Origin of the sequence: Vibrio sp. 1CM7H, from assembly GCF_023161645.1 — a bacterium.
Taxonomy (GTDB): domain Bacteria; phylum Pseudomonadota; class Gammaproteobacteria; order Enterobacterales; family Vibrionaceae; genus Vibrio; species Vibrio diabolicus.
This window is the reverse complement of sequence record NZ_JALNTV010000007.1, coordinates 48,304-74,514: the sequence shown is the minus strand read 5'-3', so window position 1 is coordinate 74,514 and position 26,211 is coordinate 48,304. Positions and strand designations below refer to the sequence as shown.

Here is a 26,211-nt window from a genome sequence, read left to right as displayed (position 1 = left end):
ACCAGCGCTTTCTTTTTTTTATTACTCTTTTTTCTTCGTCGCTCTTTCTCGTGACTAGGCGAAACGTTGATTTGTTCTGCCTCTTCTTTGTCATCTATTATCTCGCATAAAAAACTTGCAGCGTTTAGATTACTTTTATGCTCTAATACCGCGCTTACCAAGGGATGGTGTTAAACAGCTCAGCTTAGATGGAGTTATCAAGTTGACCGAATCCCTGATTGATCCCTAAATCCCTTAGGAAATGAAAGAAATGTCTAAGAATCCAAAATTTGCTATCCGCGTCACTGAAAAACGTAACGGCTGGAGCGCAGAAATCACTCGCCAAGTGACATCTCGTAAGACTGTAGTATCAAAGCGTGAAACTGGCTTTGACAGCGAAGAGAAAGCACAAGCTTGGGCTGAACAAGAACTGGCTGGTTTTATCCAAAACCAAGTGGTTCGTAACGAGCGTAAAGCAGCGCAACGTCAAGAGCGTGAAGCAGAACAACTAGCGGCAAAAGTTCGTAAAGAAGAAGCCCGCAAAGCACGTGACGCTGAAGTAGACGCTGACGAAGAATAGATTCAAGTCGGTGAGATGGTGACGTCACCCATCAAACAAAAGGTGAAAATGCCCTGAGCTTTGTCTCAGGGCATTTTTTATTGTATCGACTTAAAAACAATCCGAGGATACTGACAGACTAAACGTACCGTCTTCAGGGGCTGCAAATTGTTTATTGCCAGGAAGAAGGTGAGGGTTATTAGCATAAGTGCGATGTGTTGACTTACCCTTTGCCGAGTGCCTCTCTGGTAAATCAAAGTGTTGCAATCCGTCAGATAGATCGTTTGCTTCACCGTAGTCGAAATGTGTTGCGACGTCCTTGGGCTGCTTGGCGTAACGACAGTGATCCGGCTTGCCATCTTCGTGCCAAGTTAACGCGTTTGCTTTGGCGTCTAGATTCAGATTATTTGTTGTTGGTTTTGCGTAATGATCCTCAATAACTTGGTGCTGACTCTGCTCTTGTAAGTAGTCAGCAATGCTCTCGGAAGTCTGTGCCAGGCTTTGACTTGCTGGAACGAAGCAAGCAAGAAGAAACAGTGTTTTTAAGTTGTTCATAGTGTGTATGCAAGCAAAAAGAAGTGATAGTACTGATAAATAAAACAGTGTGCAATTATGGTTGTTAGTTAAGAAACAGCAGGGCAGTTAATATCTGCCCTGAATCTTTTAGGTATGGTTAGTATTGATAAGTGAGGTGCAGTTTGACTTCACGACCAGGCGAAGGCACGCCATTAGATAGGTATGCTTCGTAGTAACGATCGGTTAAGTTTTTCACAACCGCGCCAACACTCAAGCCTTCGACTTGTTGTATTTCCCAAACCACGTAAGCGTTTTGTAGCGTGTATTGCTCACTTGGCGATTTCACTTTTAAATTGTTACCGCTTGCCTTGGTTTTGGTTTGCGCATCATACCAACGGACTTCCCAGCCCGTACGTAAACCAGGAATCCATTCGTAACCTAAACCCAGATTAATGTTTAATGGTGGCACATCAGGGTGATCATCATCTGAACCTGTGGAGTCAGATAGACTACCTTTGTTTTTGCCGCGAATGTAACTTGCTGAGAAATTACTGTAGAAATCTTCAATCCGGTATTGTGAAATTAGCTCAAAGCCGTAGTTTTTAAAGCCATCTAGGTTTGTATTCCAGCTTTGTAACTCAGTAGTATTTTTGTCGAGGTTTTCGCCCGTTCGTATATCAACTGTGTCGCTAACATCGTTATAGAACAAAGTTAACTCTGTTGCGAGGTTATCGCGAGAGTTCACCAGCCCTTCCGTTAAGTTGATAACGCTTGCTTGATAAGCATGGATACGAGACACGTCCAGATTCAAAGCAGTAGCCGTAGCGGTAGCTCGCGCATATTGCACTGAGTAGATGTTATCAACGGTTGGTGCTTTTAAAGCGTAGGCGTAGGAGGCGTTTAAACGCGTATTATTGGTCGCATCAAAGTCGATATCCAAACGTGGGCTAAAGCCTTTATGCGTCGTTTCACCGTAGTCATGTCCGGCGGCTGGATCATTATAATCCGGCGCGGCGTTCCCTTTTCCTTCACTCTTGATGTATTCGTAACGCAGAGAAGGTGTGATGGTTAGACGGTCTGTTGCTTGATAGTGATCAGCAATGTAAGCCGCATAAATTGACTGAGTGCCAGATGGTTCGTAGTAAGGGGTATACCAACCGTAGTTTTTGGCTTCATTACTGTCGTATGATGCGTTGAATACTAATGAGTCTCTATCGGTTTTTTGATATTGAAGCCCTGTGACTAGAGTGTGGTCTCCGAACTGTGCTTGGTTAAACACATCAGCATAGTCACGCTCGTAACTCAACCAAGACTCGTGACCGTAACTGCCAACAGAAACGAACATTTTCTCGAATGCCACGTCAGGGCGAACCCAGTGACGATCGTTTTCAGAACGTGCCATTTTGATATTGAAATCAATATACGGGTTAGTCGGCATGTAGTGGTAAGAGATGGTCGTGGTGTTATCTGTGTATTTATTATCGACGGTGTATGCGTATTTGGCTTTTTCTAATGATCCGTATTTCTTGATGTTGTACTCAGTGATGTTAGGCATTTTTCCGCGGCGGTTAGCCCAAGGTTTACGACCTTCATCTTTGTAGCGAGTGTGGCTAATTTCAAACTCGTGATCGTTGTTTTCATAACCGACTTTTACGAGCATGTTTTCTTGCTCATAACCTGAGTAATCCAGCGTTTCACCACCACCGACTTTAATGTCATCAGAATCTTTTACAGAGCCATTCGCTAGAAAATAAAAACCAGCATCGTTTTTACCATAGAGTGTTAGCGTGTAGGCATTCTCATCGCCGTTGGTGTTATATGCACTTGAGATGCGAGCACCAAAGTTTCTGTCACCGTACAGTAGGTCATCGACACTCTTGGTTTTAATGCGAATGGAGCCACCAAACTTCCCGTTGAGTGCTCGATAGTCGTGCGCGCCCTTGATAATTTCGGCTTCACCAATCAAGAACGGATCAAAAAAGAAAGTACCGTAGCGGTATTGTTGAAAGCCAATTGGAGCGCCATCGACAAACACGGCGATATCGCTTGGATCATCAAAACCACGAATGTTAATACGTTCGCCACCAGAACGACCGCCACCATCTAATGATGCGCCCGGAACGGCATCGATCATTGAGGCAAAATTAGAGTACTGTTGCTCTTCAATCTCTGACCAATCAATGGTGGTTTGCGCAGGCTCAGCAACGGTGATGGGTTTGGCATAACGCACACCGATGACTTCAAGCTCTTCATTTGGCGTTGTCTCGGCATATGAATAAAGAGGGAAGAGCAAAGTCAGTGAAATGAGATTTACTTTGAATGGATGACTTTTTAATCGTTTCATATTGATGATTTATAGTGTTTTTATGAAGCTCGGATTATAAGAACATTATTACTATTAATAAATGATAATGAGATTAATTATCAAATGTGTTTTTGCGATGGCTTGTAAAGTTTTTTATCCATTCGTGGAAACTACGATGAGTATCTGTAGCTTACAGAAAACAAAAAGCCCAGCATCATGGACGCTGAGCTTATTGGCTTTAAACAAGATGGTGCGAGCACTGTTAGCTAATCAAGTGCGTCCTTGGTAGGAGTTACTGAGTTTCTAACGGGATCTGTCCGGTAGTCAGTGGCTCGACATCGAACTCGGTTAGTCCTTCAATGTAACTTTCAACGGCTTGTTCTACCGAATCATCACCTTGGTTGAAGTAAGCAAGGTGGAAGATCGCATCGCCTTCATTAACCAGTGGCAAAGTTTGTTGACCGATCACCAAGCCACGCTTTGGCGCTTTGAGCTCTACTTCATCATGTCCAAGAGGAGAGCTGATATAGGCGAGAGTTTCACCCTGTTCCACTTTGTCTCCCAGATTAACGACAGTACGCAAAATACCGTTACCTGACGCACGAACCCAGCTGGTGGACTTCGCTATGATAGGCTCAGGCAGCTTTTTTCGGCTAGCGCGCAGCATGCCAATGGCTTGCATTACACGCCGAACCCCGAGTACACCAGCGCTGATTGACAGTGGATCAAAACGCAATGCTTCGCCAGCCTCGTAGGTGAGCACGGGGATATCACATTTTTCTGCTTCACTGCGTAAAGAGCCATCACGCAATGCTGAATCAACAATCACTGGCGTCGCAAACGCCTGAGCAATACGCAGAGTTTCTGGGTTGCTTAAGTTTGCGCGAATCTGTGGCAAGTTCGTGCGGTGAATGGCCCCAGTGTGCAGATCCAAAATGTAGTCACAACGTTTGGCTATGTTGTTAAAGAAGCCGTGTGCCATTCGAGATGCAAGCGCGCCTTTTTCACTGCCAGGAAAACAACGGTTGAGATCTCGTCGATCGGGCAAGTACCGTGATTTATGGATGAAACCAAAAACGTTAACGATAGGTACTGCAATGACAGTGCCTTTCAGTTTTTGTGGATCCAGTTGGTTAATGATCTGACGAACGACTTCTACGCCATTAAGCTCATCACCATGGATAGCAGCATTGACCATTAACACAGGCCCTTCTTGTTTCCCATGGATGATTTCCACAGGAATAGATAAAGGCGAATGTGTGTATAGTTTCGCTGCTTCAAATTCGATCTCTAATCGTTGTCCTGGTTGTATTTGATGCCCTAAGAGCTCAAACACTTTGCTTTTTTTACTTCTGGCCATAAACCATCTCTGTCAAATGCGTTATCAGCAATGTAACAATTGCTGCAAAATCGCACTAATCATTCTCATTAAGGACACGACAAATTACTTTAATCGTCATGCGCGAAATCTCAGCATGTGTGACGTTTTTGTTTTCAATATGATCTTTTATATCAGTTTAATACATAACGAGAGGTACAGAAGGAAGAGCAATCATAGGCTTAAAAAATGTGACTGTATTAAAAATAATACTGATAATGAGGGACAAAAAAACGGACTTTTAACCCTACTTTTTATCCGATAATATCCGCGCCGAATTTGAGGTCTAACATTTCTAACTAGAGGTTTTGATGAAAAAGGCAATTGCTAAAATTGGTGCATTGACTGCTGTAGCAGTTTCACTTTCAGGTTGCGTTGGCAGTAATGCCGTGACAGGTTATGTCATGGGGTTTAACTTGAAAGCTGTAGATAACCGTTACGCTCGAGGTGGTCTAAACATGCTTTTAGCACCTGTTTATGGTGTCGCAATCGCAGCGGACTACATCGTGTTTAACTCTCTAGAGTTTTGGACGGGTAAGAACCCTTTAAATGGTAAGCCACATATCTTCGATACAAAGATGGATACTTACATCGATGTCAATCACCAGTTAGATAAATCGTTAACGACGGCGCCAATTGCACCGTTAGCGAATAACCGTGTTATTGAGCAGGGTCGAATGCAGCAAATCGATGAGAATACTGTTCAAATGGATATTACTTACAATAACGGCGAGAAGGCGATACTCATGGGTGTGCGCGATGGTGAGTTTGTCACTTACTACATTGATGGCGAAGTCGTTGCACAAACCTCAATGGATGAGCTAGCTGCTTATACGCAAAATCGCGTGTAATTTGGTCCAGCCAAACAAAAAAGGGGGCCGTAAAGCACCCTTTGTCGTTTTTCGTGGTTGAATTACGCTTTCTCTGGAATTGCCTCTAGAAGCGCTACCATTTGGTCCCAGTACAGCTGAACGGTATCAATCTTCACTTTCTCATCTGGTGAGTGAGGGAATTTAATTGTTGGACCGAAAGACACCATATCCATGTGTGGGTATGGTTCTTTAAACAGGCCACACTCAAGACCAGCATGGATGACCATTATGTTCGGCTTATGACCGTAAATGCCTTCATACATATCACGGAAAATTGCCATGATCTCGGAATCTGCATCTGGCTTCCAGCCAGGGTAAGCACCTGAGAACTGAATTTGTGCGCCTGCTAATTCAGCAATTGAACGTAGCATACTCTCAACTTGGCTGCGGCCAGAGTCAATGAGAGAACGAATCAAGCAAAGCACGGTGACTTTATTTTCTTCTGTGCTGATCACACCAACGTTTAGAGAAGTTTCAACAACACCTTCCACCTCGTCACTCATACGCATTACTCCGTTTGGACAAGCGTTAAGTGCCGCAATGAATCGTTGCTGATCGGCGATTGAAAATACTTGCGCGTCAGTCGTGATCACTTCATTAAAGGTTACGATACCTGTTTCGATTTTACCCAGTTCAGTTTTAAGCAGCTCAGTGTAGTGGTTGAACAGCTCAGCAAGCTTGTCTTGGTTTTCAGCAGGAAGAGCGACAGTGACAAACGCTTCGCGAGGGATTGCATTACGTAAGCTACCACCACGGAATTCTACCAAACGTAAATCAAGCTCTTGAGCATGACCCGCTAGGAAGCGGCCAAGTAATTTATTGGCATTACCACGACCTGTGTGAATGTCACAACCTGAGTGACCACCTTTTAGGCCTTTCAGCGTTAGTTGGCGTGTTACGAAACCGGCAGGTGTTGCTTCTCGAGAAATGCCGAAAGTCATGGTGCCATCAACACCACCAGCGCAACCCATGTAGACTTCGCCTTCTTGTTCAGAGTCTGTGTTGAGAAGGATCTCACCTTCTAACCAACCAGCCTCAAGACCAAATGCGCCAGTCATGCCTGCTTCTTCATCAATCGTAAGCAGAACTTCGATTGGGCCGTGCTTAATGTCTTTAGATGCCAATACAGCAAGGCAAGAAGCCATACCAATCCCGTTATCTGCACCAAGCGTCGTGCCTTTCGCCGTTACCCATTCGCCATCGATGTAAGGTTGGATTGGATCTTTGGTGAAGTCGTGTTCGGTGTCTTCGTTTTTCTGCGGCACCATGTCGATGTGTGCTTGAAGTACAACAGCCTTCTTATTTTCCATTCCAGGTGTCGCGGGCTTTTTGATGAACACGTTACCGGTTGGATCACGGCGAACGTCAAAGCCTTGCTCTGTTGCCCAGTTGATAATGTACTGTGCTAATGCTTCTTCATGCTTAGATGGGTGAGGGATAGAACAAATCTTATCGAAAAACTGCCAAAGTGGAGCAGGTGATAAGGTACTGATCTCAGAATGGAACTCAGACACGGAGGACTCCTTTTGATGTGCTTTGCCAAATATATACCGTAAAAATATTGTCGAGATAGCATTAAATGCTAGACGATTTGGCCTTCAAATTGCCGTTTAGCATACCACCAGATAAGGAGTACGAGTAGTCGCGTGCACAAGGATTTCTCTCAGAACTGTCACAGTTTGTGAACACAATAACAGGCACTATGTGTTCTTTATCATACATTCTGAAAGTGGCTTTATTTTTTAATTCACAAAACTGTAATTTAATTACATTTAAACTTTGATGAAGGTCAATTTATACATTTTTTGTGATTTTAATCACTAAAATGCTTGTAATTAAATTTCTTAGTGGTATATTTGTAACCAGCTTCTGAGAGAAGAATGAAATGCTCAAAGGATGAGTCCGTTTTATCGCCTCCAAGGAACCGAGAAATCAACTAATGTTTAATTGATTTAAAAGGTGATAGTTATGAAAGGTTTACCAAGTACAATGTTCTGGAATAGCAAGTCTGTTTACACCGGCAACTTTGTATACCCAACAAGCTTTGGCTACTAAGTGAAGTCAACGCATGTGACTCGAACAGTTTGTTCACCCCTATAAATTGGAATTTTTTTTCAGTGATAGTGCTGACATGATTCGCCGCCACCCAAATTGGGTGGCGTTTTTTTATCTCCACTTTCTATTTCTGACACATTTTCTGCCATCAAGGCTAGATTCTATTCTCCGTTCTTTAGTTTTATCGACTTCCCCGTCAAATCCACCTAGATATGACGCTTAAAACGCCCAGTTTCTATTTGAAAGTTTAGTACATTGTTCAGTTTTTATTCTGTTGTTGGGTTCTGAACGATAATTATTAATTGTTGTTTTATAAGAATATATTTCCTGTTTTGCTTTTAAGAATTAGCGAATGGGTTTCATATCCAAAGAAAAAAATCGCATTAGAGTGAAGATTCTATCTAGAATTTGCTATTTGATAACTTTATAATTCCCGCCAATCGATTACGCAACCGTTTACTTTTTACCTTTACAGGATTCGATCATGCTCGAGAGGCTTTTTAAGCTCAGTGACAATGGCACAAATGTGCGCACTGAGATCATTGCAGGTGTTACCACCTTCCTAACCATGGCTTACATTATTTTTGTAAACCCAGCGATCCTGTCGGATACCGGTATGGACCGTGGTGCCATTTTTGTTGCAACTTGTCTTGCGGCCGCTATCGGCTGTTTCATCATGGGATTTGTTGCCAACTACCCAATTGCACAAGCACCAGGAATGGGGCTGAACGCATTTTTCACTTACTCTGTTGTGTTGGGAATGGGCTATACGTGGCAAGTTGCGTTAGCGGCGGTGTTTGTTTCGGGCCTGCTGTTTATTCTTTTGAGTATATTTAAGATCCGTGAGTGGATTATTAACTCGATCCCGCATTCTCTTCGAACTGGTATTTCAGCCGGTATCGGTCTTTTCTTAGCATTTATCGCATTAAAAAATGCAGGCATCGTCGTTGATAACCCTGCGACATTAGTTTCTATGGGAGATATCACATCATTGCCATCTGTATTGGCTGCGATTGGTTTCTTCCTTACTATCGCGCTTGTTCACCGTGGTGTGAAAGGTGCGGTGATGATCGCCATTCTTGGTGTTACAGCGCTTGGCCTTCTATTTGGTGATGTGCAGTGGAGCGGCATTATGTCAACACCACCAAGCATTGCACCCACTTTCATGCAACTGGATTTCTCTGGCTTGTTTGAAGTTGGCATGATTTCCGTTGTGTTCGCTTTCCTATTTGTCGATTTGTTTGATACCGCAGGTACGCTAGTTGGTGTTTCTCAAAAAGCAGGCCTCACGGATGAGAATGGCAACATCCCGCGTCTAAACAAAGCGTTACTTGCAGACTCAACGGCAACGTCAGTAGGTGCATTACTCGGTACCTCAAACACCACATCTTACATTGAGAGTGTTTCTGGTGTGGCGGCTGGTGGTCGTACTGGTCTAACAGCAGTGGTTGTTGGTGTGCTCTTCCTACTTGCTCTGTTGTTTTCACCACTAGCAGGAATGATCCCAGCTTACGCAACATCGGGCGCTCTGTTCTATGTCGCGATTTTGATGTTGTCTGGGCTGGTAAGCATTGATTGGCGTGACCTAACGGAAGCATCACCAGTTGTTGTGACTTGTTTGGTGATGCCGTTAACGTTCTCGATTGCAGAGGGTATTACGTTAGGCTTTATCGCGTACGCGGCGATCAAATTATTCAGCGGCAAGGGCCGTGAAGTGTCGATGAGTGTGTGGGTGATGTCTGCCATCTTCATCGTCAAATACCTCGTCGGTTAATTTCTCGAGCAAAAAGCCAGTGTGGATTTATTCACGCTGGCTTTTTCTTTTTTCACGTTGTTCACTTAAGACGGTTTTTCTGCGGAATAGGCAGAGAATTTTGATATCACCGTTGGTATTAGCGGTGTGTTTCGGTAGAATAATCGTTTGCGCAGCTTGAAATCCTCATCTCCATACGTTTTTGGAGAGGTCAGTGAGCATTCCGCTTTTGAGTGAGTTCACTAGATTTTGAGGATGCATATTTTCAAATTATTAGGTTATTACAATGAGTAAAAAATTCATTATCACTTGGGATGCAATGCAGACTTACTGCCGTGAACTGGCTGAAAAACAAATGCCAGCTGAGCAATGGAAAGGGATTTGGGCGGTAAGCCGCGGTGGTTTGGTTCCTGGCGCTATCTTGGCTCGTGAACTGGGTATTCGTTACGTTGATACAATCTGTATTTCAAGCTACGACCATGATCATCAGCGCGATATGACGGTACTAAAAGCACCTGAAGGCGATGGTGAAGGTTACCTAATCGTTGAAGACCTAGTAGACAGTGGTGATACGGCGCGCAAACTACGTGAGATGTATCCAAAAGCGAAGATGATCGCTGTGTGTGCAAAACCTTCAGGCAAAGCGTTGCTAGATGATTATGTGGTAGATATCGCGCAAGACACTTGGATTGAACAACCTTGGGATATGTCAATCCAGTACGCTGAGCCTGTAAACCGCAAGCAAAAATAAACGCTATTAAAGAATATTGAGAAATGCCCCTGTATAGGGGCATTTTTTTTATTATCATAACAACTCATGCTAATAGCCTAAGGTTCTTCCTATGTCTGAAGACGTCAGTAAAAATCTTTCCGAAACTTTGTTCGTGAAACATAAGCAAGCAAAAGAAACCTCTGCGCTTACCCAGTACATGCCGACCAGTCAAAAAATACTTGATGAGCGAGAGGCGCAGGGTGATCGTGCTTGGTATCGTCATTTGCGCCGCTTGCAATGGGCTTGGCAAGGGTTGTCTCCGATAGAGATGGAAGGTGTGCTTTCTAAAATCGCTTCTTCTTCCCACTCTCGAACCAATGATGATTGGTTAGACACCGTAATGGGGTACCACAACGGCAACTGGACATTTGAGTGGATTAAGCTCGGCATGGAGCATCAGAAGCGTTCAAATGAAATGCAAGGTGAGGAGGCCGCCGATGAACTCTTCACTGCTTCTTTGTGTTTTAGTATCGCAGGCTACCCACATCTGAAGAATGATAATTTGGCCTTGCAGGCTCAAGTGCTGGCAAACAAAGCGTACTCTGACGGCGCAGAGAAGACCAAGTACACTATCAAGCAAATTGAAGTGCCTTACCAAAATCGCAAAATCATCGCGAATCTTCATTTGCCAAGAACCGACAAACAACTGCCTGTGGTGATGGTGAGTGCTGGTCTCGATACGTTACAAACCGACATGTGGCGTTTGTTCCGCAATCATCTTGCACCACGAGATATCGCAATGTTGACGGTCGACATGCCTTCGGTGGGGCACAGTTCTCACTGGCCTTTGACTGAGAACTCAAGCTGTCTGCACCAAGCGGTACTAAATGAGCTGTATTCATTGCCTTGGGTGGATCATCACAAAGTGGGGTTAGTTGGATTTCGTTTTGGTGGTAATGCCATGATCCGACTCTCTTTTGTTGAGCAAGAGAAGATCAAAGCTTGTGTAGCCCTCGGCGCACCCGTACATGATATTTTTACTTCCCCTGAGAAGCTGCAAAAAATGCCGAAGATGTACTTAGATCTTTTGGCTTCTCGCTTAGGGAAAAGCGCGGTTGATATTAATAGCATGGCGGGCCAGATGATGGCCTGGTCATTGAAAGTTCAGGGCTTCTTGAGCAGTAGAAAAACTAAAGTACCTATTTTAGCTTTGAGCCTTGAAGGCGATCCGGTGTCTCCACACAGTGATAACCAACTCGTCGCGCTGTTTAGCCAGTATGGCAGAGCGAAAAAAATCAGTTCCAAAACGATTACAAAAGGATATGAGCAATCCCTCGATTTAGCCATAAAGTGGCTAGAAGATGAATTATTAGGGTGACAATTCTCCTAAATTAGTTAAAAGTGATATATCTGAGCAAAAAAATAAGCTCATGATAATTAAAAATAATAATCATTCTTGGGTGTTTACTTTTAACTATGAAAACGGAGATTCATATGTCAGAGACGACTCAGGGCCCGACTCACTTTCGCTTGATGTCAAAGTTGAAGGCGATAGGGCCTTACCTGCGCGAACCACAATCGCAAGAAGGGCGCTATTATTTTGATTGTCTATCTGTTTGTGTAGACGACAAAAAATCGCCTGAGAAGCGTGAATTTTGGGGCTGGTGGATGGATTTAGAATCCATCGAAGGAGGCTTTACTGCCAAATATCATATCGGCAAGTACAACAAAGAAGGGCAATGGGTATCTGAAGCCCTGCCTAAAAAAGCGGTAGAGGAAGTGTATCTGACGCAGAGCACATTCCATCAAAAGCTGGTTGATACTTTAGAAGAACACTTCAAATTAGAAGTCGAATATCACACGGAGTCTTTCGATTTCGCTTAATTTGGTTGTTTTCATTTAATACCAAACAAAAAGGTGCGAAAACGCACCTTTTCTCTTGTTAATTCCCTCTTTGATTGTTAAAACATCCTCTCTTTATTTGTTTTTCACTTCAGAAGACATCATGACAACGAATCAACAAAATGCAGTTGTTTCACAACCACAAACTGTCGTTGTGAAACTGGGTACAAGTGTGCTGACAGGCGGCACTCTGGCACTCGACCGTGCTCACATGGTTGAGTTAGCGCGCCAGTGTGCTGAGCTTAAAAAACAAGGCCATTCAGTGGTAATGGTTTCGTCTGGTGCTATTGCAGCAGGTCGTGAGCACCTTGGTTACCCCGCATTGCCCAACGAGATGGCGAGTAAACAATTACTTGCGGCGGTGGGTCAAAGTCGCTTGATTCAAACATGGGAGTCTTTGTTTGGTATTTACGGCATTAAGATTGGTCAAATGCTACTAACTCGTGCTGATTTAGAAGATCGCGAGCGATTCTTAAACGCACGTGACACCATCAATGCGCTCGTTGCGAACGATATTATTCCTATCGTAAACGAAAATGATGCCGTTGCGACCAGTGAGATTAAAGTGGGCGATAACGACAACCTTTCCGCTTTGGTGGGCATTTTGTGTGGCGCAGATAAGCTCTTGCTTTTAACTGACCAAAAAGGTCTGTTTACTGCTGACCCTCGTAAAGACCCAAACGCAGAGTTGATCAAGGAAGTAAAAACCATCGACGATACGCTGCGTAAAATCGCAGGAGGAAGTGGTACAACATTGGGTACTGGCGGTATGGCAACGAAGCTGCAAGCCGCAGACATCGCTCGCCGCGCTGGTATCGAGGTTATTATTGCTGCCGGTAGTGCACCGAATGTTATCTTTGACTCTTTGAGTGCAGAGCCACAAGGCACACGCTTCCTACCTTGCGCTGAAGCTTTAGAAAACCGTAAACGCTGGATTCTGGCGGGACCTGCGGCATCGGGCGACATCATTATTGATGACGGTGCGGTAAATGCTGTGGTCGGTAAGGGCAGTAGCCTACTTGCTAAAGGGGTAATCAAAGTAAGTGGTGACTTTGCACGAGGCGAAGTGGCGCGTGTAACAAATTCTCACGGTAAGTTGGTGGCTCGTGGCATCAGCGCCTACTCAAGTGATGATCTAACTAAAATTACTGGTAAGCACAGTAAAGATATCATCTCTATTTTGGGGCATGATTATGGCTCTGAGGTGATTCATCGCGATGATTTGGTCGTCATTCAGGAATAGAATTAGAGGGAAGCAAAGTGGATTTAACGAATATGGGTAAAGCTGCTAAAGATGCAGCTTTCGAATTAGCGACAGCGTCAACTGCGCAAAAGAACCAAGCTTTAGCGATCATCGCTGATGAGCTAGAAGCAAACTCCGCTGCTATTTTGGCGGCAAACGCTAAAGACATCGAACTTGGCCGTGAAGCGGGTTTAACCGATGCGCTGCTCGATCGCCTTTTGCTGAATGAAGAACGATTGACTGCAATTGCGAATGATGTTCGCAACGTCATTAGCTTGAACGATCCTGTGGGCAGCGAAATCGACAGTAAGGTACTGGAAAATGGGATGTCACTGTCCCGTCGCCGCGTACCACTGGGTGTCGTAGGCGTAATTTATGAAGCGCGTCCTAACGTAACTATTGATATTGCGGCGCTGTGCTTGAAAACCGGCAACGCAAGCATTTTGCGTGGCGGCAAAGAGACATTTTTCTCGAATATGGAATTGGTAAAGGTTATTCAGTCTGCGCTAGCAAAGGCGAACCTTCCTGCCGCTTCGGTTCAGTACATTGAAAAGCCAGATCGTGAGCTAGTCTCTCAACTGCTTAAACTGGACGATTACGTCGACATGATCATTCCACGCGGTGGTGCTGGCCTACACAAAATGTGTAAAGAAAACAGCACGATTCCGGTGATTATTGGCGGCTTTGGTATCAGCCATATCTTTGTCGATGAATCCGCTGATCTAGAGAAATCCCTGAATGTGGTTGAGAACTCTAAAGTTCAACGTCCATCTGCGTGTAACTCATTAGATACGCTGCTCGTGCATGAAAACATTGCAGCGCAATTCTTACCAATGATCGTAGAGCGCATGAACGATAAAGTGACCTTCGTGACAGAGCCTAAGGCAAAAGCACTGATGGCTCAAGCAACACAAATTCGCGATGCTGTTGAAGGTGACTTTGATACGGAATGGTTGAGCTACACTCTTGGTGTAAAAGTTGTGTCTGATGTGAAAGATGCCATTGATCATATGCGTGTCCATAACGCGAGCCACTCAGATGCGATCATGACCAATAGTTTGGAAAACTCAGAGCTGTTCATCAATTCTGTCGGTTCGGCGGCGGTTTATGTGAATGCTTCAACGCGCTTTACAGACGGTGCGCAATTTGGCCTTGGTGCAGAAGTCGCAGTATCCACGCAAAAGCTACATGCACGCGGTCCGATGGGCTTAGAAGAGCTAACTAGCTACAAGTGGGTTGGTAAAGCGAACTACTTAGCACGCAGTTAACACATTCAACGAGATCTTGAGTGAAAAAGGGGCCTTTGGGCCCCTTTTTGTTTTGTCTAACATACCAATTCCGCTACACTACATGAGCTTTTATTTCGGTTTGAAAGCGTTATACCCAAATAGCTTTAATAGAGTCCGTATAACCATGAACGCGTGGTTAGCCGTGATTGCTCATGAGGTTATTTGGGTATAGATATGGAGGTGATATGCATTGTCCTTTTTGTTCCGAGAACGATACCAAAGTTATTGATTCCCGCTTAGTGGCTGATGGCCATCAAGTTCGACGTCGCCGTCAGTGCTTGGCGTGTAGCGAGCGTTTTACTACGTTTGAAAGCGCAGAGTTAGTGATGCCTAAAGTGATCAAATCGAATGGCAACCGTGAACCATTTGATGAAGATAAAATGGTTGGCGGTATTCAGCGCGCATTAGAGAAACGTCCAGTGAGTGCCGATTCTATAGAGTTAGCGATCAGCATGATCAAATCACAACTGCGTGCGACGGGTGAACGAGAGGTTCCGAGTGAAATGATTGGTAATTTAGTCATGGACCAACTCAAAGAGCTCGACAAGGTCGCTTATATCCGTTTCGCCTCAGTTTACCGCAGCTTTGAAGACATTCGCGAGTTTGGCGAAGAGATTGCCCGCCTAGAAGACTGAGTAGCTAATGACTCAACACACTCCTGAAAGAGCGTTTTCTGATTTAGATTTCGCCATGATGTCACGAGCTATTAAGTTAGCGAGACGTGGCATTTATACCACCGCCCCAAATCCAAATGTGGGGTGCGTCATCGTTCGTGATGAAGAAATTGTTGGTGAGGGCTATCACCATCGCGCTGGTGAGCCGCATGCCGAAGTGCATGCGATGCGCATGGCGGGTGAAAAAGCAGTTGGTGCAACCGCTTATGTGACACTAGAACCTTGCTCTCATTACGGCCGTACACCGCCATGTGCTGAAGGGCTAATCAAAGCCAAAGTGGCACGTGTAGTTTGCGCCATGGTAGACCCAAACCCTAAAGTTGCGGGGCGGGGTATCCAGATGTTGCGTGATGCCGGAATTGAAGTACAAATCGGCTTGTTAGAGCAAGATGCCCTTGCCCTTAACCCTGGTTTTATAAAGTACATGCGTACAGGCATGCCGTTTGTTCAATTAAAAATGGCAGCCAGTTTGGATGGGCAAAGCGCACTCAGCAATGGGCAGAGCCAATGGATCACCTCCCCAGCGGCCCGCCAAGATGTGCAGCGTTATCGAGCGATGAGTGGTGGTATTCTCTCTACCAGCAAAACGGTGATTGATGATAATGCGTCACTCAATGTGCGTTGGGATGACTTACCTACCAGTGTTCAAGCGCAGTATTTACGAGAAGAACTTCGTCAACCAGTACGTGTAATCTTAGACCGTCAGAACCATTTAACGGATGCGCTCAAGCTGTTCCACACCGATGGAGAGCGAGTTATTGTTAGCCCAGATGGAGACAGTATCCCTCTATTGGACAGCGCTGACCAAATTGACTTATCAACAACATTAAAACGTATCTCGGATGAGCACCACATCAATCACTTATGGGTTGAAGCTGGAGCCACGCTAGCCAGTGCGATGATAAAGGCTAATCTTGTAGATGAGCTCATTGTTTACCTTGCGCCAAAACTCATGGGCAGCGATGGTCGGGGGCTTATCGGTGCTTTAGGATTAAGCGCTATGGCTGACGTCATAGATTTAAACATTACAGACGTTCGTATGGTTGGGGTAGACATTCGCATCACCGCCACCATAAAACGTAATGAACTTAGATAAGAAATAGTATGTTTACAGGAATAGTAGAAGCAGTTGGCAAGTTAGCTGCGATTACGCCGAAGGGCGAAGACATCACCGTCACGGTTGAAACGGGGACGCTTGATATGTCAGACGTTAAGTTAGGCGATAGCATTGCGACCAATGGTGTTTGCTTAACGGTAGTTGACTTCGGAAGCCACTATTACAGTGCTGATCTGTCATTAGAAACCTTGAAGAAAACTGGGTTTGCTGAATACCAAGTGGGCGATAAGGTGAATCTAGAAAAAGCCATGTTACCAACAACGCGATTGGGTGGACATATCGTTTCAGGTCATGTCGATGGGGTTGGTGAAATTGTCGAACGCAATTTAGTTGGCCGCGCGATAGAGTTTTGGGTTGCAATGCCTGCGGAAATTAGCAAGTACGTCGCAGAGAAAGGCTCGATTACCGTTGATGGTATTAGCCTAACTGTCAACGACTTACGTAAAAATGCTTTTAAGCTGACGATCGTTCCTCATACGAGTGAAGAAACTACGATTGACCAGTTTCAAGTGGGGCGCAAAGTCAACTTAGAAGTTGATGTACTTGCGCGTTATATGGAGCGTTTACTGCAAGGGCAGCAAGAAGATAAGGCCGAGTCTCGTATCACGATGGACTTTTTACAGCAAAACGGTTTTGCATAAGTCTTGGGAGTGGCTGCGTGAGGCATGCGATAAAGAGCAGACTCACAGAACACCGCGAGATTCATTGACTTGCTTGGTGCAAAGCTCAAACTATTGACCTCACCAGCATTCACTGCAACATGATTTTTTCATTGCTGCCGCAATAACAAATTTAGAATAACGGGAAAACAGACTATGCCAATCAGTACGCCACAAGAAATTATTGATGATATTCGCGCTGGCAAAATGGTCATCCTAATGGATGATGAAGACCGCGAGAATGAAGGTGACTTGATCATGGCTGCCGAGCATATTACGCCGGAAGCCATCAACTTTATGGCAACCTATGGCCGTGGCCTGATTTGTTTAACCATGACCAAAGATCGTTGCGAAAGCCTAGGTCTGCCACCAATGGTGCAAGACAATAATGCGCAATACACAACCAACTTTACTGTTTCGATTGAGGCGGCAGAAGGGGTAACGACGGGTATTTCAGCCGCGGATCGCGCACGTACGGTTCAAGCGGCAGTCGCGCCAAACGCCAAAGCTGCGGATTTGGTGCAGCCTGGTCATATCTTCCCGCTCGCGGCCCAAGATGGCGGCGTACTGACTCGCGCTGGTCACACTGAAGCTGGCTGTGATTTGGCTCGCCTTGCTGGTTTAGAGCCTGCATCGGTGATTGTTGAGATCTTAAATGACGACGGCACCATGGCTCGTCGCCCTGATCTAGAGATCTTCGCAGAGAAGCACGGTATTAAATTGGGCACTATTGCCGACCTAATTGAGTACCGCAATAACACTGAGACAACGATTGAACGTGTGGCAGAGTGCAAGTTACCGACAGAGTTTGGCGAGTTCACGTTAGTCACGTACAAGGACACCATTGATAACCAAGTGCACTACGCAATGTGCAAGGGCGATTTGAAAGAAAAAGCGCCATTGGTTCGCGTACATCTTCAAGACGTTTTTACCGACTTACTACGTAGCGATCGTAATGCAGAGCGCAGCTGGACACTAGATAAGGCAATGAAACGCATTGGTGAAGAAGGTGGTGTGCTGGTTGTTCTTGGCCATGAAGATTCGACCGATCTACTTATTCATCGTGTGAAGATGTTTGAAGCGCAAGACAAAGGTGAAGCACCAACGCTTGCTAAGAAACAGGGCACGTCTCGCCGTGTTGGTGTGGGCTCACAGATTCTTGCGGATCTCGGTGTACATGATATGCGCCTTCTGTCATCGACCAACAAAAAGTACCACGCATTAGGTGGTTTTGGTCTGAACGTGGTTGAGTACGTCTGCGAGTAACAACCGAACAATAAGTTCCTAGTCTTTTACGCACTCAACTCGTCAATGGCTAGGAACCGGTGATTTGCCTCCAATTTCCATTAGATATTGCTCACAAATTTGTGCTAGAATCCGGCGATTCTCACTTGATGAACATATTTCACTTATAAATAGAGTTAAAGGAAAGCTTATGAAAGTGATCGAGGGTGGCTTCCCAGCGCCAAATGCAAAAATTGCTATCGTTATTTCTCGTTTCAACAGTTTTATTAACGAAAGCCTACTTTCTGGTGCGATCGATACACTAAAGCGTCACGGACAAGTAAGCGAAGACAACATCACGGTTGTGCGTTGTCCAGGTGCCGTAGAACTACCTCTAGTAGCTCAGCGTGTTGCTAAAACTGGCAAATTCGACGCTATTGTTTCTCTAGGGTCTGTTATTCGCGGTGGAACGCCTCACTTTGACTATGTTTGTAGTGAAATGAACAAAGGTCTAGCACAAGTGTCTATGGAATTCAGCATTCCAGTAGCATTTGGTGTTTTGACTGTTGATACGATCGATCAAGCGATTGAACGCGCAGGAACCAAGGCTGGTAATAAAGGTGCAGAGGCTGCACTAAGCGCACTTGAAATGATTAATGTACTATCTGAAATTGATTCCTAATGGGGGCCAGTGTGAAACCAGCCGCACGTCGTAACGCACGTCAATTCGCTCTACAGGCGATCTACTCATGGCAAATTACTAAAGAGAATGTTGCCAAGATTGAAGAACAGTTTTTGTCTGGCGACAAATACGATGAAGAAGAACTTCATGCATCTGAGCCAGCGCTTGCTGCTCCAGAAACAGACGTAGCTTACTTCCGTGAACTACTAAGCGGTGTTGTACTTAGCCACGCTGAGCTAGATAGCAAAATTCGTCCATACATCTCTCGTCCTATGCAGGATTTAGATATGATGGAACTTGCTCTTCTTCGCCTTGCTATGTACGAGATGACTCGTCGCGAAGATGTTCCTTACAAAGTTGTTATCAATGAAGCGATTGAACTTGCAAAAGTCTTCGCAGCAGAAGATAGCCACAAGTTTGTGAACGGTGTACTTGATAAAGCAGCACCTCACATTCGTAAGAAATAACGATTTCTTCAATGAAAAGGTCAGCACATGCTGACCTTTTTTGTATCAAAAGCTTTTACATCAAAAAGTAAGTGAATTATGTCTGGTGAATTTAATCTGATAGACAAATACTTCGTCGGGCGTCAGAGCCAACGTAAAGATGTCCATCTAGCCGCTGGTGATGATTGTGCTTTGGTCAAAGCGCCAGCTAATGTTCAGATTGCGATTAGCACGGATACATTGGTGGCGGGAACGCATTTCTTAGCCGGAGCGAACCCAGCATGGGTAGCACACAAAGCATTGGCTTCTAACATCAGTGATTTGGCAGCGATGGGAGCAACGCCTGCATGGGTGAGCTTTGCATTAACAATGCCCGAGCCAGATGAAGAATGGCTTGCACCTTTCTGTGATGCATTTTTCGAATTGGCTGATTACTATGGTATTCAGTTAATTGGCGGTGACACCACAAAAGGCCCATTGTGTCTGACTCTGACGGTGCAAGGTTTTGTTCCTGAAGGTAAAGCTCTCACACGTTCCGGAGCAAAGCCAGGGGACTGGGTGTATGTAACGGGGAACCTTGGCGATGCAAAAGCTGGCTTGGATGTGATTCTAGATGGCTCTCTACGTAGCAGAGCTGGCGCGGAAGTACTAGAGCGAGCTCATTACCTTAGTTCTCCGCGTGTGCTTGCTGGACAAGCTCTTGTTGGCTTAGCCTCGTCGGCGATAGATATTTCAGATGGTTTAATCTCTGATATTAAGCACATTTTACAGCGCTCTCAGGTTGGGGTGAGTATTGATGTCTCTCAGTTACCGATCTCTTCAGAATTAGTCCAGTTTTTAGATGATAAGATCAGCGCGCAGCAGTATGCTTTAGCAAGTGGCGAAGAGTACGAGTTGTGTTTTACCGTGCCGGAGCAAAATCGAGGCTCGTTACAAAGCGCTTTATCTCATACTGGCTGTAAGGTCACATGTATTGGTCAAATCCGACCAAATGGAACCTTCGAGCTGCATGATAACAATCAACCACTTGATTGGGACTTAAGTGGCTTCGACCACTTTAAATGATCTGAGCTAAGCTCTAGCCAGAGCCTGTTACTATTGAGCAACTCGCAGGCATGACGATTGAAACCAAACTAGCAGTATAGGTTTAAGGATATGACCAACCCTCTTTCTCTGATTTCATTAAAGAACCCGTGGCATCTATTGGCGACGGGCTTTGGCAGTGGATTATCCCCGTTTATCCCAGGAACAATGGGGACACTGGCGGCCGTGCCCTTCTTTTTGTTGTTGGCGCAATTGCCATTTACGGCGTATGTCATTGTTGTTCTGATTTCGTGTGTGATCGGCATTCAAATCTGCCAAGTGACGTCTGCAGACATGAAAGTACATGATCATGGTTCAATCGTATGGGATGAATTTGCGGGTTTTTGGATTACGATGAGCATCGTCCCTGCGCTAAATATTCCGTTGACCGAGTGGAAGTGGTTGCTCACTGGCTTCATCCTGTTCCGTTTTTTCGACATGGTAAAACCGTGGCCAATTGGGTGGCTAGATAAGCGAGTTCACGGTGGGCTGGGTATTATGGTTGATGATATCGTGGCGGGAATTATGGCCGGTGTTGCCCTGTTTCTAGTCGCAAAATACGCAGGCTGGATGAATTAAACGTTGGACATAAAAAAGGGATGCCATGAGCATCCCTTTTTACATGCTATTTTGCTAAATAATCCAAGATGGATTTTTCAATCCCTTTTGCATCGAGACCAAGCTCTTCATGCAGTTCATCTTGTGTTCCTTGATGAATAAACTCATCTGGTAAACCTAGGTTCAACACAGGTTTAATGATTTTATCTTTCATCATGAACTCAACAACACCAGCACCAGCACCACCCGCGATAACATTTTCTTCTAACGTCACGAGCACGTCATGATCTGCGGCTAATTGACGAATTAATGCTTCATCGAGCGGCTTCACAAAGCGCATATCAGCAACAGTGGCGTTAAGGTATTCTGCCGCTTCTAGCGCGTTACCCAAGAAAGTACCAAAGTTCAGAATAGCAACTTTTTCACCTTGGCGAACCATGCGTCCTTTACCGATTTCTAAAGCCGTAAACTCAGTTTCGATTTCTACGCCCATCCCGCTACCGCGAGGGTATCGAACCGCACTAGGGCCAGTATGTTTATGGCCAGTGTAAAGCATTTGTCGACATTCGTTTTCGTCACTTGGCGCCATGATCACCATGTTCGGAATACAGCGCATAAAGCTTAGATCGAATGCGCCTTGGTGAGTTTGGCCGTCTGCACCAACGAGACCTGCACGGTCGATAGCGAACATTACTGGTAAATCCATGATCGCGATATCGTGGATCAGTTGGTCATAACCACGTTGCAAGAAAGTCGAATAGATAGCTACGATTGGATGATCGCCAGCAATTGCCATACCTGTTGCAAGTGTCACAGCGTGTTGCTCAGCAATCGCCACGTCAAAGTATTGGTCTGGGTACTCTTTTGAGAAACGTACCATACCAGAGCCTTCGCGCATTGCTGGCGTAATTGCCATTAGCTTAGGATCTTGGGCCGCCATGTCACATAAAAAGTCACCAAAGATTTTTGAGTAAGTTGGCTTACCGCCACTGCTCTTCGGTAAGCTATTGTTTGCCGGTGCGAACTTCGGTACTGCGTGGTAGCCGATAGGATCTTTCTCGGCAGGCTCATAACCTTTGCCTTTCTTGGTCATGATGTGCAGGAATTGAGGGCCTTTGAGCTCACGCATGTTTTTTAGCGTTTTGACGAGTTCATTGACGTCGTGTCCATCAATAGGGCCAATGTAATTAAAGCCGAACTCTTCAAACAGAGTGCCAGGCACTACCATGCCTTTTAGGTGCTCTTCCGTACGGCGAACCAACTCTTTAATAGGTGGAACACCAGACAGCACTTTCTTACCGCCTTCACGGATAGAAGTGTACAAGCTGCCAGAAAGTACCTTAGCAAGGTGGTTATTCAGGGCGCCGACGTTTTCTGAAATCGACATTTCGTTGTCGTTCAGAATAACCAACATATCAGGATGAACGTCGCCAGCGTGGTTCATGGCTTCGAATGCCATGCCTGCTGTAATTGCGCCATCGCCAATCACACTGACAATTTTACGACCTTTGCCCTCTTTTTGTGCGCTGATGGCCATGCCAAGACCTGCACTAATCGATGTCGAAGAGTGACCGACAGATAAGGTGTCATATTCACTTTCTTCACGCCAAGGGAAAGGGTGTAGACCACCCTTTTGGCGAATTGTTGGCATTTTATCGCGACGTCCGGTGAGGATTTTATGCGGGTAAGCCTGATGACCAACATCCCAAATCAATTTGTCGATAGGGGTGTTGTAAACATAATGCAGAGCGACAGTTAGCTCCACGGTGCCTAAGCCAGACGCTAAGTGTCCGCTAGATTGGCTCACTGAATTTAGCAGATACGTTCGCAGTTCATCACACAGATTTGGTAATGTTTCTTTCGGAAGGAGACGTAATTCTTCCGGTGTATTTGCTAACGCCAGTGTTGGGTACTTTGAAATATCAAGAGTCATATAAATGCGCGCTTATAGTGTTAATTTTTGCGCTCGATGACATATCGGGCGAACTCTTCGAGTAACTGAGTATTGTATGGGATAGCTTCCAATGCTTGAAGTGCTTCCTGTAACAGAGTGTGAGCTTTCTCAATGGCTCCCTCTAAACCCAGCAGGGAAGGATAAGTGCTCTTATTCAGACCTTGGTCAGAACCTTGAGGCTTACCCAGTGTTTCTGTGTCACTGATGATATCAAGAATATCGTCTTGAACCTGAAACGCCAAACCAATTGCTTTTGAGTAGCGCTCCAAGTGAGGTAGAACCTCGATACCTTTCTCACCAGCAGCTAATGCACCTAATTTTACCGCACAATCAATCAGAGCTCCGGTTTTTTTACGGTGTATCTCTTCCATTTCTTCAAGAGAAACTTGGCGATTTTCTGCGCCTAAATCTAAGGCTTGCCCAACACACATGCCGTTGGCGCCAGAAGAATGCGCCAACGCTTTGATCATGTTGATGCGTTGAGTCTCGGCTGCCGGGTTTAATTGACCATCGGCAATAATGGTGAAGGCGAGAGTTTGTAGTGCATCACCTGTCAGTATTGCGGTTGCTTCATCAAACTTAATATGACAAGTTGGTTGACCTCGACGCAGTTCATCATCGTCCATGGCTGGCAGATCATCATGAATGAGTGAGTAGGCATGTATACATTCGATAGCAGCGGCAGGAGTGTCTAAGTCTTCTGGTTTACAGCCGAGCATTTGACCTGTGATGTAAACAAGAAAAGGGCGAACGCGTTTTCCACCTAGCAAAAGGCCGTATTTCATTGCTTGAATCAATGGCTGCTCTTGATATGGAAGCTGATCGAGCCACAAGTTCAATTGCTGATTGTTTCTTTGTTGAAAAGACGTCAATGTCTGTTGCATCACATTGCTCACTACTGATGGTTATTCTGAATCTGGTTTGAAGTCACTCAGTGGTGCTTCATCATCTTCGCTAAGAAGAATACTTACGCGCTGTTCGGCGTCGCTAAGTTTAGTTTGGCCAGCACGAGCTAAGGCAATGCCTCGTTCAAACTTACGTAGAGCATCATCTAGGGCAAGATCGCCATTTTCTAATTGATCAACCAAGCTATCAAGCTCTTCAATGGTTGCTTCGAAGGTCATGTTTTCTGGTTTCTTGACCGCCATCTTTTTTCTGCCTTAATCAAGCCTTGGAGAAGATGCACGAAAGTTACCTTAGCCTAGTAACTTGGTCAAATTTAACCTTATATAATTGTCACAAAATTAGCGTTAAACGAGCCTAAGCGCTGAAACCCCATATTTTGGTTAAGGTTGTTAAGTCTAATTTGTGATCCATTAGCTAAGATTTTTCTAAAAATTCTGCGCGAGTTGTCGATACAGGTAATAATCCGCCCAATGGCAGTATTTGAGTATAGCGTGAGGAGTGCTTTGTGGATTTAGCAACCCTATTAGGTTTGATTGGTGGTTTTGCATTCGTCATTATGGCGATGGTGCTTGGTGGCAGCATCGGCATGTTTGTCGATGTCACGTCGATCCTTATTGTCGTTGGTGGCTCAATATTTGTAGTACTGATGAAGTTCACAATGGGACAGTTCTTTGGTGCAACAAAGATCGCAGGCAAAGCCTTCATGTTTAAAGCGGATGAACCGGAAGACTTGATCGCAAAAATTGTGGAAATGGCCGATGCGGCACGTAAAGGTGGTTTTCTTGCTCTTGAAGAGATGGAAATTAATAACACTTTTATGCAAAAAGGCATTGATTTGCTTGTTGATGGCCATGATGCCGACGTGGTAAGAGCGGCCTTAAAAAAAGACATCGCGCTTACGGATGAACGACATACTCAAGGCACTGGCGTATTTCGCGCCTTTGGTGACGTTGCCCCTGCAATGGGGATGATTGGTACCTTGGTTGGCTTAGTCGCGATGCTTTCAAATATGGATGATCCAAAAGCGATTGGACCAGCAATGGCGGTTGCGCTCTTAACCACATTGTATGGCGCGATCCTGTCCAACATGGTGTTTTTCCCTATTGCGGATAAGCTTTCTCTGCGCCGTGACCAAGAAACGCTAAACCGCCGTTTGATCATGGATGGTGTATTAGCGATTCAAGATGGTCAAAACCCGCGAGTTATTGATAGTTACTTGAAGAACTACCTCAACGAAGGTAAACGTGCCCTTGAGATTGACGAGTAACTTGGAGAGTAGTGATGGATGATGAAGATAACAAATGCGATTGTCCGCCACCCGGTCTCCCGTTATGGATGGGGACATTCGCGGACTTAATGTCGCTACTGATGTGTTTCTTTGTTCTTCTGCTCTCGTTTTCTGAGATGGACGTGCTGAAGTTCAAACAGATTGCGGGATCAATGAAATTTGCCTTCGGTGTACAAAATCAACTTGAAGTGAAAGACATTCCCAAAGGTACAAGCATCATTGCTCAAGAGTTTCGACCGGGCCGACCAGAACCAACGCCGATTGATGTCATCATGCAGCAAACCATGGACATCACTCAGCAGACGCTCGAATTTCATGAAGGGGAGTCTGACCGAGCTGGTGGCACAAAGCGTGATGAAGGCAAGTTAACGGGGGGCCAGTCGCCAGAAACGTCAACGCAAAACAATCAATCTGCAGAAGCGGACATGCAACAGCAGCAATCTGAAGAGATGTCGCAAGAGATGGAAACCTTGATGGAAAGCATCAAGAAAGCCTTAGAGAGAGAGATTGAACAAGGTGCGATTGAAGTTGAAAATCTTGGCCAACAGATTGTTATACGCATGCGTGAAAAAGGTGCATTCCCTGAAGGTTCGGCCTTCTTGCAGCCTAAATTCCGCCCTTTAGTTCGACAAATTGCAGAGTTAGTAAAAGACGTGCCAGGCATTGTGCGAGTATCTGGTCATACGGACAACCGACCGTTGGACTCAGAGCTTTATCGTTCTAACTGGGATCTCTCTTCTCAGCGCGCCGTATCGGTTGCACAAGAGATGGAGAAGGTGAGAGGCTTCTCTCATCAACGTTTGAGAGTGCGAGGCATGGCCGATACTGAACCATTGTTGCCGAATGATTCTGATGAAAATCGCGCGCTTAACCGACGGGTTGAAATCAGCATCATGCAAGGCGAACCACTATACAGTGAAGAAGTGCCTGTAATTCAATAACTAGACTTTAGTTTTAAGTCAGTAGAGAGATAAGAAAGCGAGCAGATTGCTCGCTTTTTTTGTTTTTCCAATCCGCTTGGGTGTATAATCTTGCGCCTTAAAAGTGAGCTCAGACT

General features: G+C 45.2%; 25 protein-coding genes. 18 read left to right on the top strand and 7 right to left on the bottom strand.

All coding sequences use genetic code 11. The annotated features are described in order from the left end of the window. Positions 1–250: 250 nt before the first annotated feature. A complete protein-coding gene (locus MSG33_RS19520; protein ID WP_005391432.1) occupies positions 251–559 on the top strand; it encodes a DUF3622 domain-containing protein in 309 nt (102 codons plus the stop codon). A 90-nt stretch (positions 560–649) separates the two neighbouring features. On the opposite strand, the gene MSG33_RS19515 is transcribed toward MSG33_RS19520, so the two are convergent. From MSG33_RS19515 to MSG33_RS19505, 3 genes are all read right to left on the bottom strand, one after another. Next, a complete protein-coding gene (locus MSG33_RS19515) occupies positions 650–1,093 on the bottom strand; it encodes a DNA-directed RNA polymerase subunit beta (protein WP_248381792.1) in 444 nt (147 codons plus the stop codon). A gap of 118 nt (positions 1,094–1,211) precedes the next feature. Continuing rightward, a complete protein-coding gene (locus MSG33_RS19510) occupies positions 1,212–3,398 on the bottom strand; it encodes a TonB-dependent receptor (RefSeq protein ID WP_248381790.1) in 2,187 nt (728 codons plus the stop codon). A 253-nt stretch (positions 3,399–3,651) separates the two neighbouring features. Continuing rightward, positions 3,652–4,719 carry a succinylglutamate desuccinylase/aspartoacylase family protein gene (locus MSG33_RS19505; RefSeq protein ID WP_248381788.1) on the bottom strand — a complete coding sequence of 356 codons (1,068 nt, stop codon included), beginning with the start codon at positions 4,717–4,719 and terminating at the stop codon, positions 3,652–3,654. A 329-nt stretch (positions 4,720–5,048) separates the two neighbouring features. Between MSG33_RS19505 and MSG33_RS19500 the strand changes: the two genes are divergently transcribed. Next, the gene (locus MSG33_RS19500; protein WP_012842079.1) at positions 5,049–5,588 is read left to right on the top strand and encodes a DUF3332 domain-containing protein; all 540 of its coding nucleotides are present in this window, start codon (positions 5,049–5,051) and stop codon (positions 5,586–5,588) included. Positions 5,589–5,650: 62 nt separating this feature from the next. Here MSG33_RS19500 and MSG33_RS19495 read toward each other — a convergent pair whose 3' ends face one another. Further along, positions 5,651–7,123 (bottom strand): aminoacyl-histidine dipeptidase, encoded by a 1,473-nt coding sequence (locus MSG33_RS19495; RefSeq protein WP_225461964.1) that lies wholly within the window; start codon positions 7,121–7,123, stop codon positions 5,651–5,653. Positions 7,124–8,148: 1,025 nt separating this feature from the next. Between MSG33_RS19495 and MSG33_RS19490 the strand changes: the two genes are divergently transcribed. The 14 genes from MSG33_RS19490 (at position 8,149) to pgpA (ending at position 21,027) form a co-directional block, all read left to right on the top strand. After that, complete coding sequence (locus tag MSG33_RS19490) at positions 8,149–9,438, top strand: NCS2 family permease (protein WP_054867890.1); 1,290 nt, start codon at positions 8,149–8,151, stop codon at positions 9,436–9,438. 265 nt (positions 9,439–9,703) lie between these two features. Further along, a complete protein-coding gene (gene tet(34), locus MSG33_RS19485) occupies positions 9,704–10,168 on the top strand; it encodes an oxytetracycline resistance phosphoribosyltransferase domain-containing protein Tet(34) (RefSeq protein WP_005391418.1) in 465 nt (154 codons plus the stop codon). 91 nt (positions 10,169–10,259) lie between these two features. Then, a complete protein-coding gene (gene frsA / locus MSG33_RS19480) occupies positions 10,260–11,507 on the top strand; it encodes an esterase FrsA (protein WP_005391416.1) in 1,248 nt (415 codons plus the stop codon). A gap of 116 nt (positions 11,508–11,623) precedes the next feature. Then, a complete protein-coding gene (gene crl, locus MSG33_RS19475; RefSeq protein ID WP_005391414.1) occupies positions 11,624–12,013 on the top strand; it encodes a sigma factor-binding protein Crl in 390 nt (129 codons plus the stop codon). Between the two features lie 121 nt (positions 12,014–12,134). Next, positions 12,135–13,274: a glutamate 5-kinase gene (proB, locus tag MSG33_RS19470; RefSeq protein ID WP_005391413.1), complete on the top strand. Its 1,140-nt coding sequence runs from the start codon at positions 12,135–12,137 to the stop codon at positions 13,272–13,274. A gap of 17 nt (positions 13,275–13,291) precedes the next feature. Next, positions 13,292–14,542, top strand: coding sequence for a glutamate-5-semialdehyde dehydrogenase (locus MSG33_RS19465; RefSeq protein WP_248381786.1), 1,251 nt, complete (start codon positions 13,292–13,294; stop codon positions 14,540–14,542). 206 nt (positions 14,543–14,748) lie between these two features. After that, on the top strand, positions 14,749–15,198 hold the full coding sequence (gene nrdR / locus MSG33_RS19460) for a transcriptional regulator NrdR (protein ID WP_005381578.1): 450 nt from the start codon (positions 14,749–14,751) through the stop codon (positions 15,196–15,198). A gap of 7 nt (positions 15,199–15,205) precedes the next feature. After that, positions 15,206–16,333 (top strand): bifunctional diaminohydroxyphosphoribosylaminopyrimidine deaminase/5-amino-6-(5-phosphoribosylamino)uracil reductase RibD, encoded by a 1,128-nt coding sequence (ribD, locus tag MSG33_RS19455; protein ID WP_248381784.1) that lies wholly within the window; start codon positions 15,206–15,208, stop codon positions 16,331–16,333. A gap of 8 nt (positions 16,334–16,341) precedes the next feature. Then, positions 16,342–16,995 carry a riboflavin synthase gene (locus MSG33_RS19450; protein ID WP_053811835.1) on the top strand — a complete coding sequence of 218 codons (654 nt, stop codon included), beginning with the start codon at positions 16,342–16,344 and terminating at the stop codon, positions 16,993–16,995. Between the two features lie 174 nt (positions 16,996–17,169). Further along, the gene (gene ribBA / locus MSG33_RS19445) at positions 17,170–18,279 is read left to right on the top strand and encodes a bifunctional 3,4-dihydroxy-2-butanone-4-phosphate synthase/GTP cyclohydrolase II (protein WP_114323819.1); all 1,110 of its coding nucleotides are present in this window, start codon (positions 17,170–17,172) and stop codon (positions 18,277–18,279) included. Between the two features lie 169 nt (positions 18,280–18,448). Next, entirely contained in the window at positions 18,449–18,919 is a 471-nt protein-coding gene (gene ribE, locus MSG33_RS19440) for a 6,7-dimethyl-8-ribityllumazine synthase (RefSeq protein WP_005381572.1), read from the top strand. Further along, complete coding sequence (gene nusB / locus MSG33_RS19435) at positions 18,919–19,386, top strand: transcription antitermination factor NusB (RefSeq protein ID WP_005381571.1); 468 nt, start codon at positions 18,919–18,921, stop codon at positions 19,384–19,386. Before ribE ends, nusB begins: the two co-directional genes overlap by 1 nt. Positions 19,387–19,464: 78 nt before the next feature. After that, positions 19,465–20,430 (top strand): thiamine-phosphate kinase, encoded by a 966-nt coding sequence (gene thiL, locus MSG33_RS19430; RefSeq protein ID WP_248381783.1) that lies wholly within the window; start codon positions 19,465–19,467, stop codon positions 20,428–20,430. A gap of 90 nt (positions 20,431–20,520) precedes the next feature. Continuing rightward, positions 20,521–21,027: a phosphatidylglycerophosphatase A gene (gene pgpA, locus MSG33_RS19425; RefSeq protein ID WP_150916388.1), complete on the top strand. Its 507-nt coding sequence runs from the start codon at positions 20,521–20,523 to the stop codon at positions 21,025–21,027. Between the two features lie 46 nt (positions 21,028–21,073). On the opposite strand, the gene dxs is transcribed toward pgpA, so the two are convergent. From dxs to xseB, 3 genes are read right to left on the bottom strand one after another with little or no spacing between them, the layout of a single operon-like run. Continuing rightward, on the bottom strand, positions 21,074–22,939 hold the full coding sequence (dxs, locus tag MSG33_RS19420; protein ID WP_248381781.1) for a 1-deoxy-D-xylulose-5-phosphate synthase: 1,866 nt from the start codon (positions 22,937–22,939) through the stop codon (positions 21,074–21,076). Between the two features lie 20 nt (positions 22,940–22,959). After that, positions 22,960–23,844, bottom strand: a complete 885-nt coding sequence (ispA, locus tag MSG33_RS19415) for a (2E,6E)-farnesyl diphosphate synthase (protein WP_005391389.1) — start codon at positions 23,842–23,844, stop codon at positions 22,960–22,962. Positions 23,845–23,865: 21 nt separating this feature from the next. Continuing rightward, complete coding sequence (xseB, locus tag MSG33_RS19410; RefSeq protein ID WP_005381566.1) at positions 23,866–24,108, bottom strand: exodeoxyribonuclease VII small subunit; 243 nt, start codon at positions 24,106–24,108, stop codon at positions 23,866–23,868. 263 nt (positions 24,109–24,371) lie between these two features. Here xseB and pomA point away from each other — a divergent pair, with 263 nt between their 5' ends. Together pomA and MSG33_RS19400 are read left to right on the top strand one after the other, a co-directional pair. Next, positions 24,372–25,133, top strand: coding sequence for a flagellar motor protein PomA (pomA, locus tag MSG33_RS19405; protein WP_005381564.1), 762 nt, complete (start codon positions 24,372–24,374; stop codon positions 25,131–25,133). Between the two features lie 14 nt (positions 25,134–25,147). After that, entirely contained in the window at positions 25,148–26,095 is a 948-nt protein-coding gene (locus MSG33_RS19400; protein ID WP_006741833.1) for a flagellar motor protein MotB, read from the top strand. The last annotated feature ends 116 nt before the right edge of the window (positions 26,096–26,211 follow it).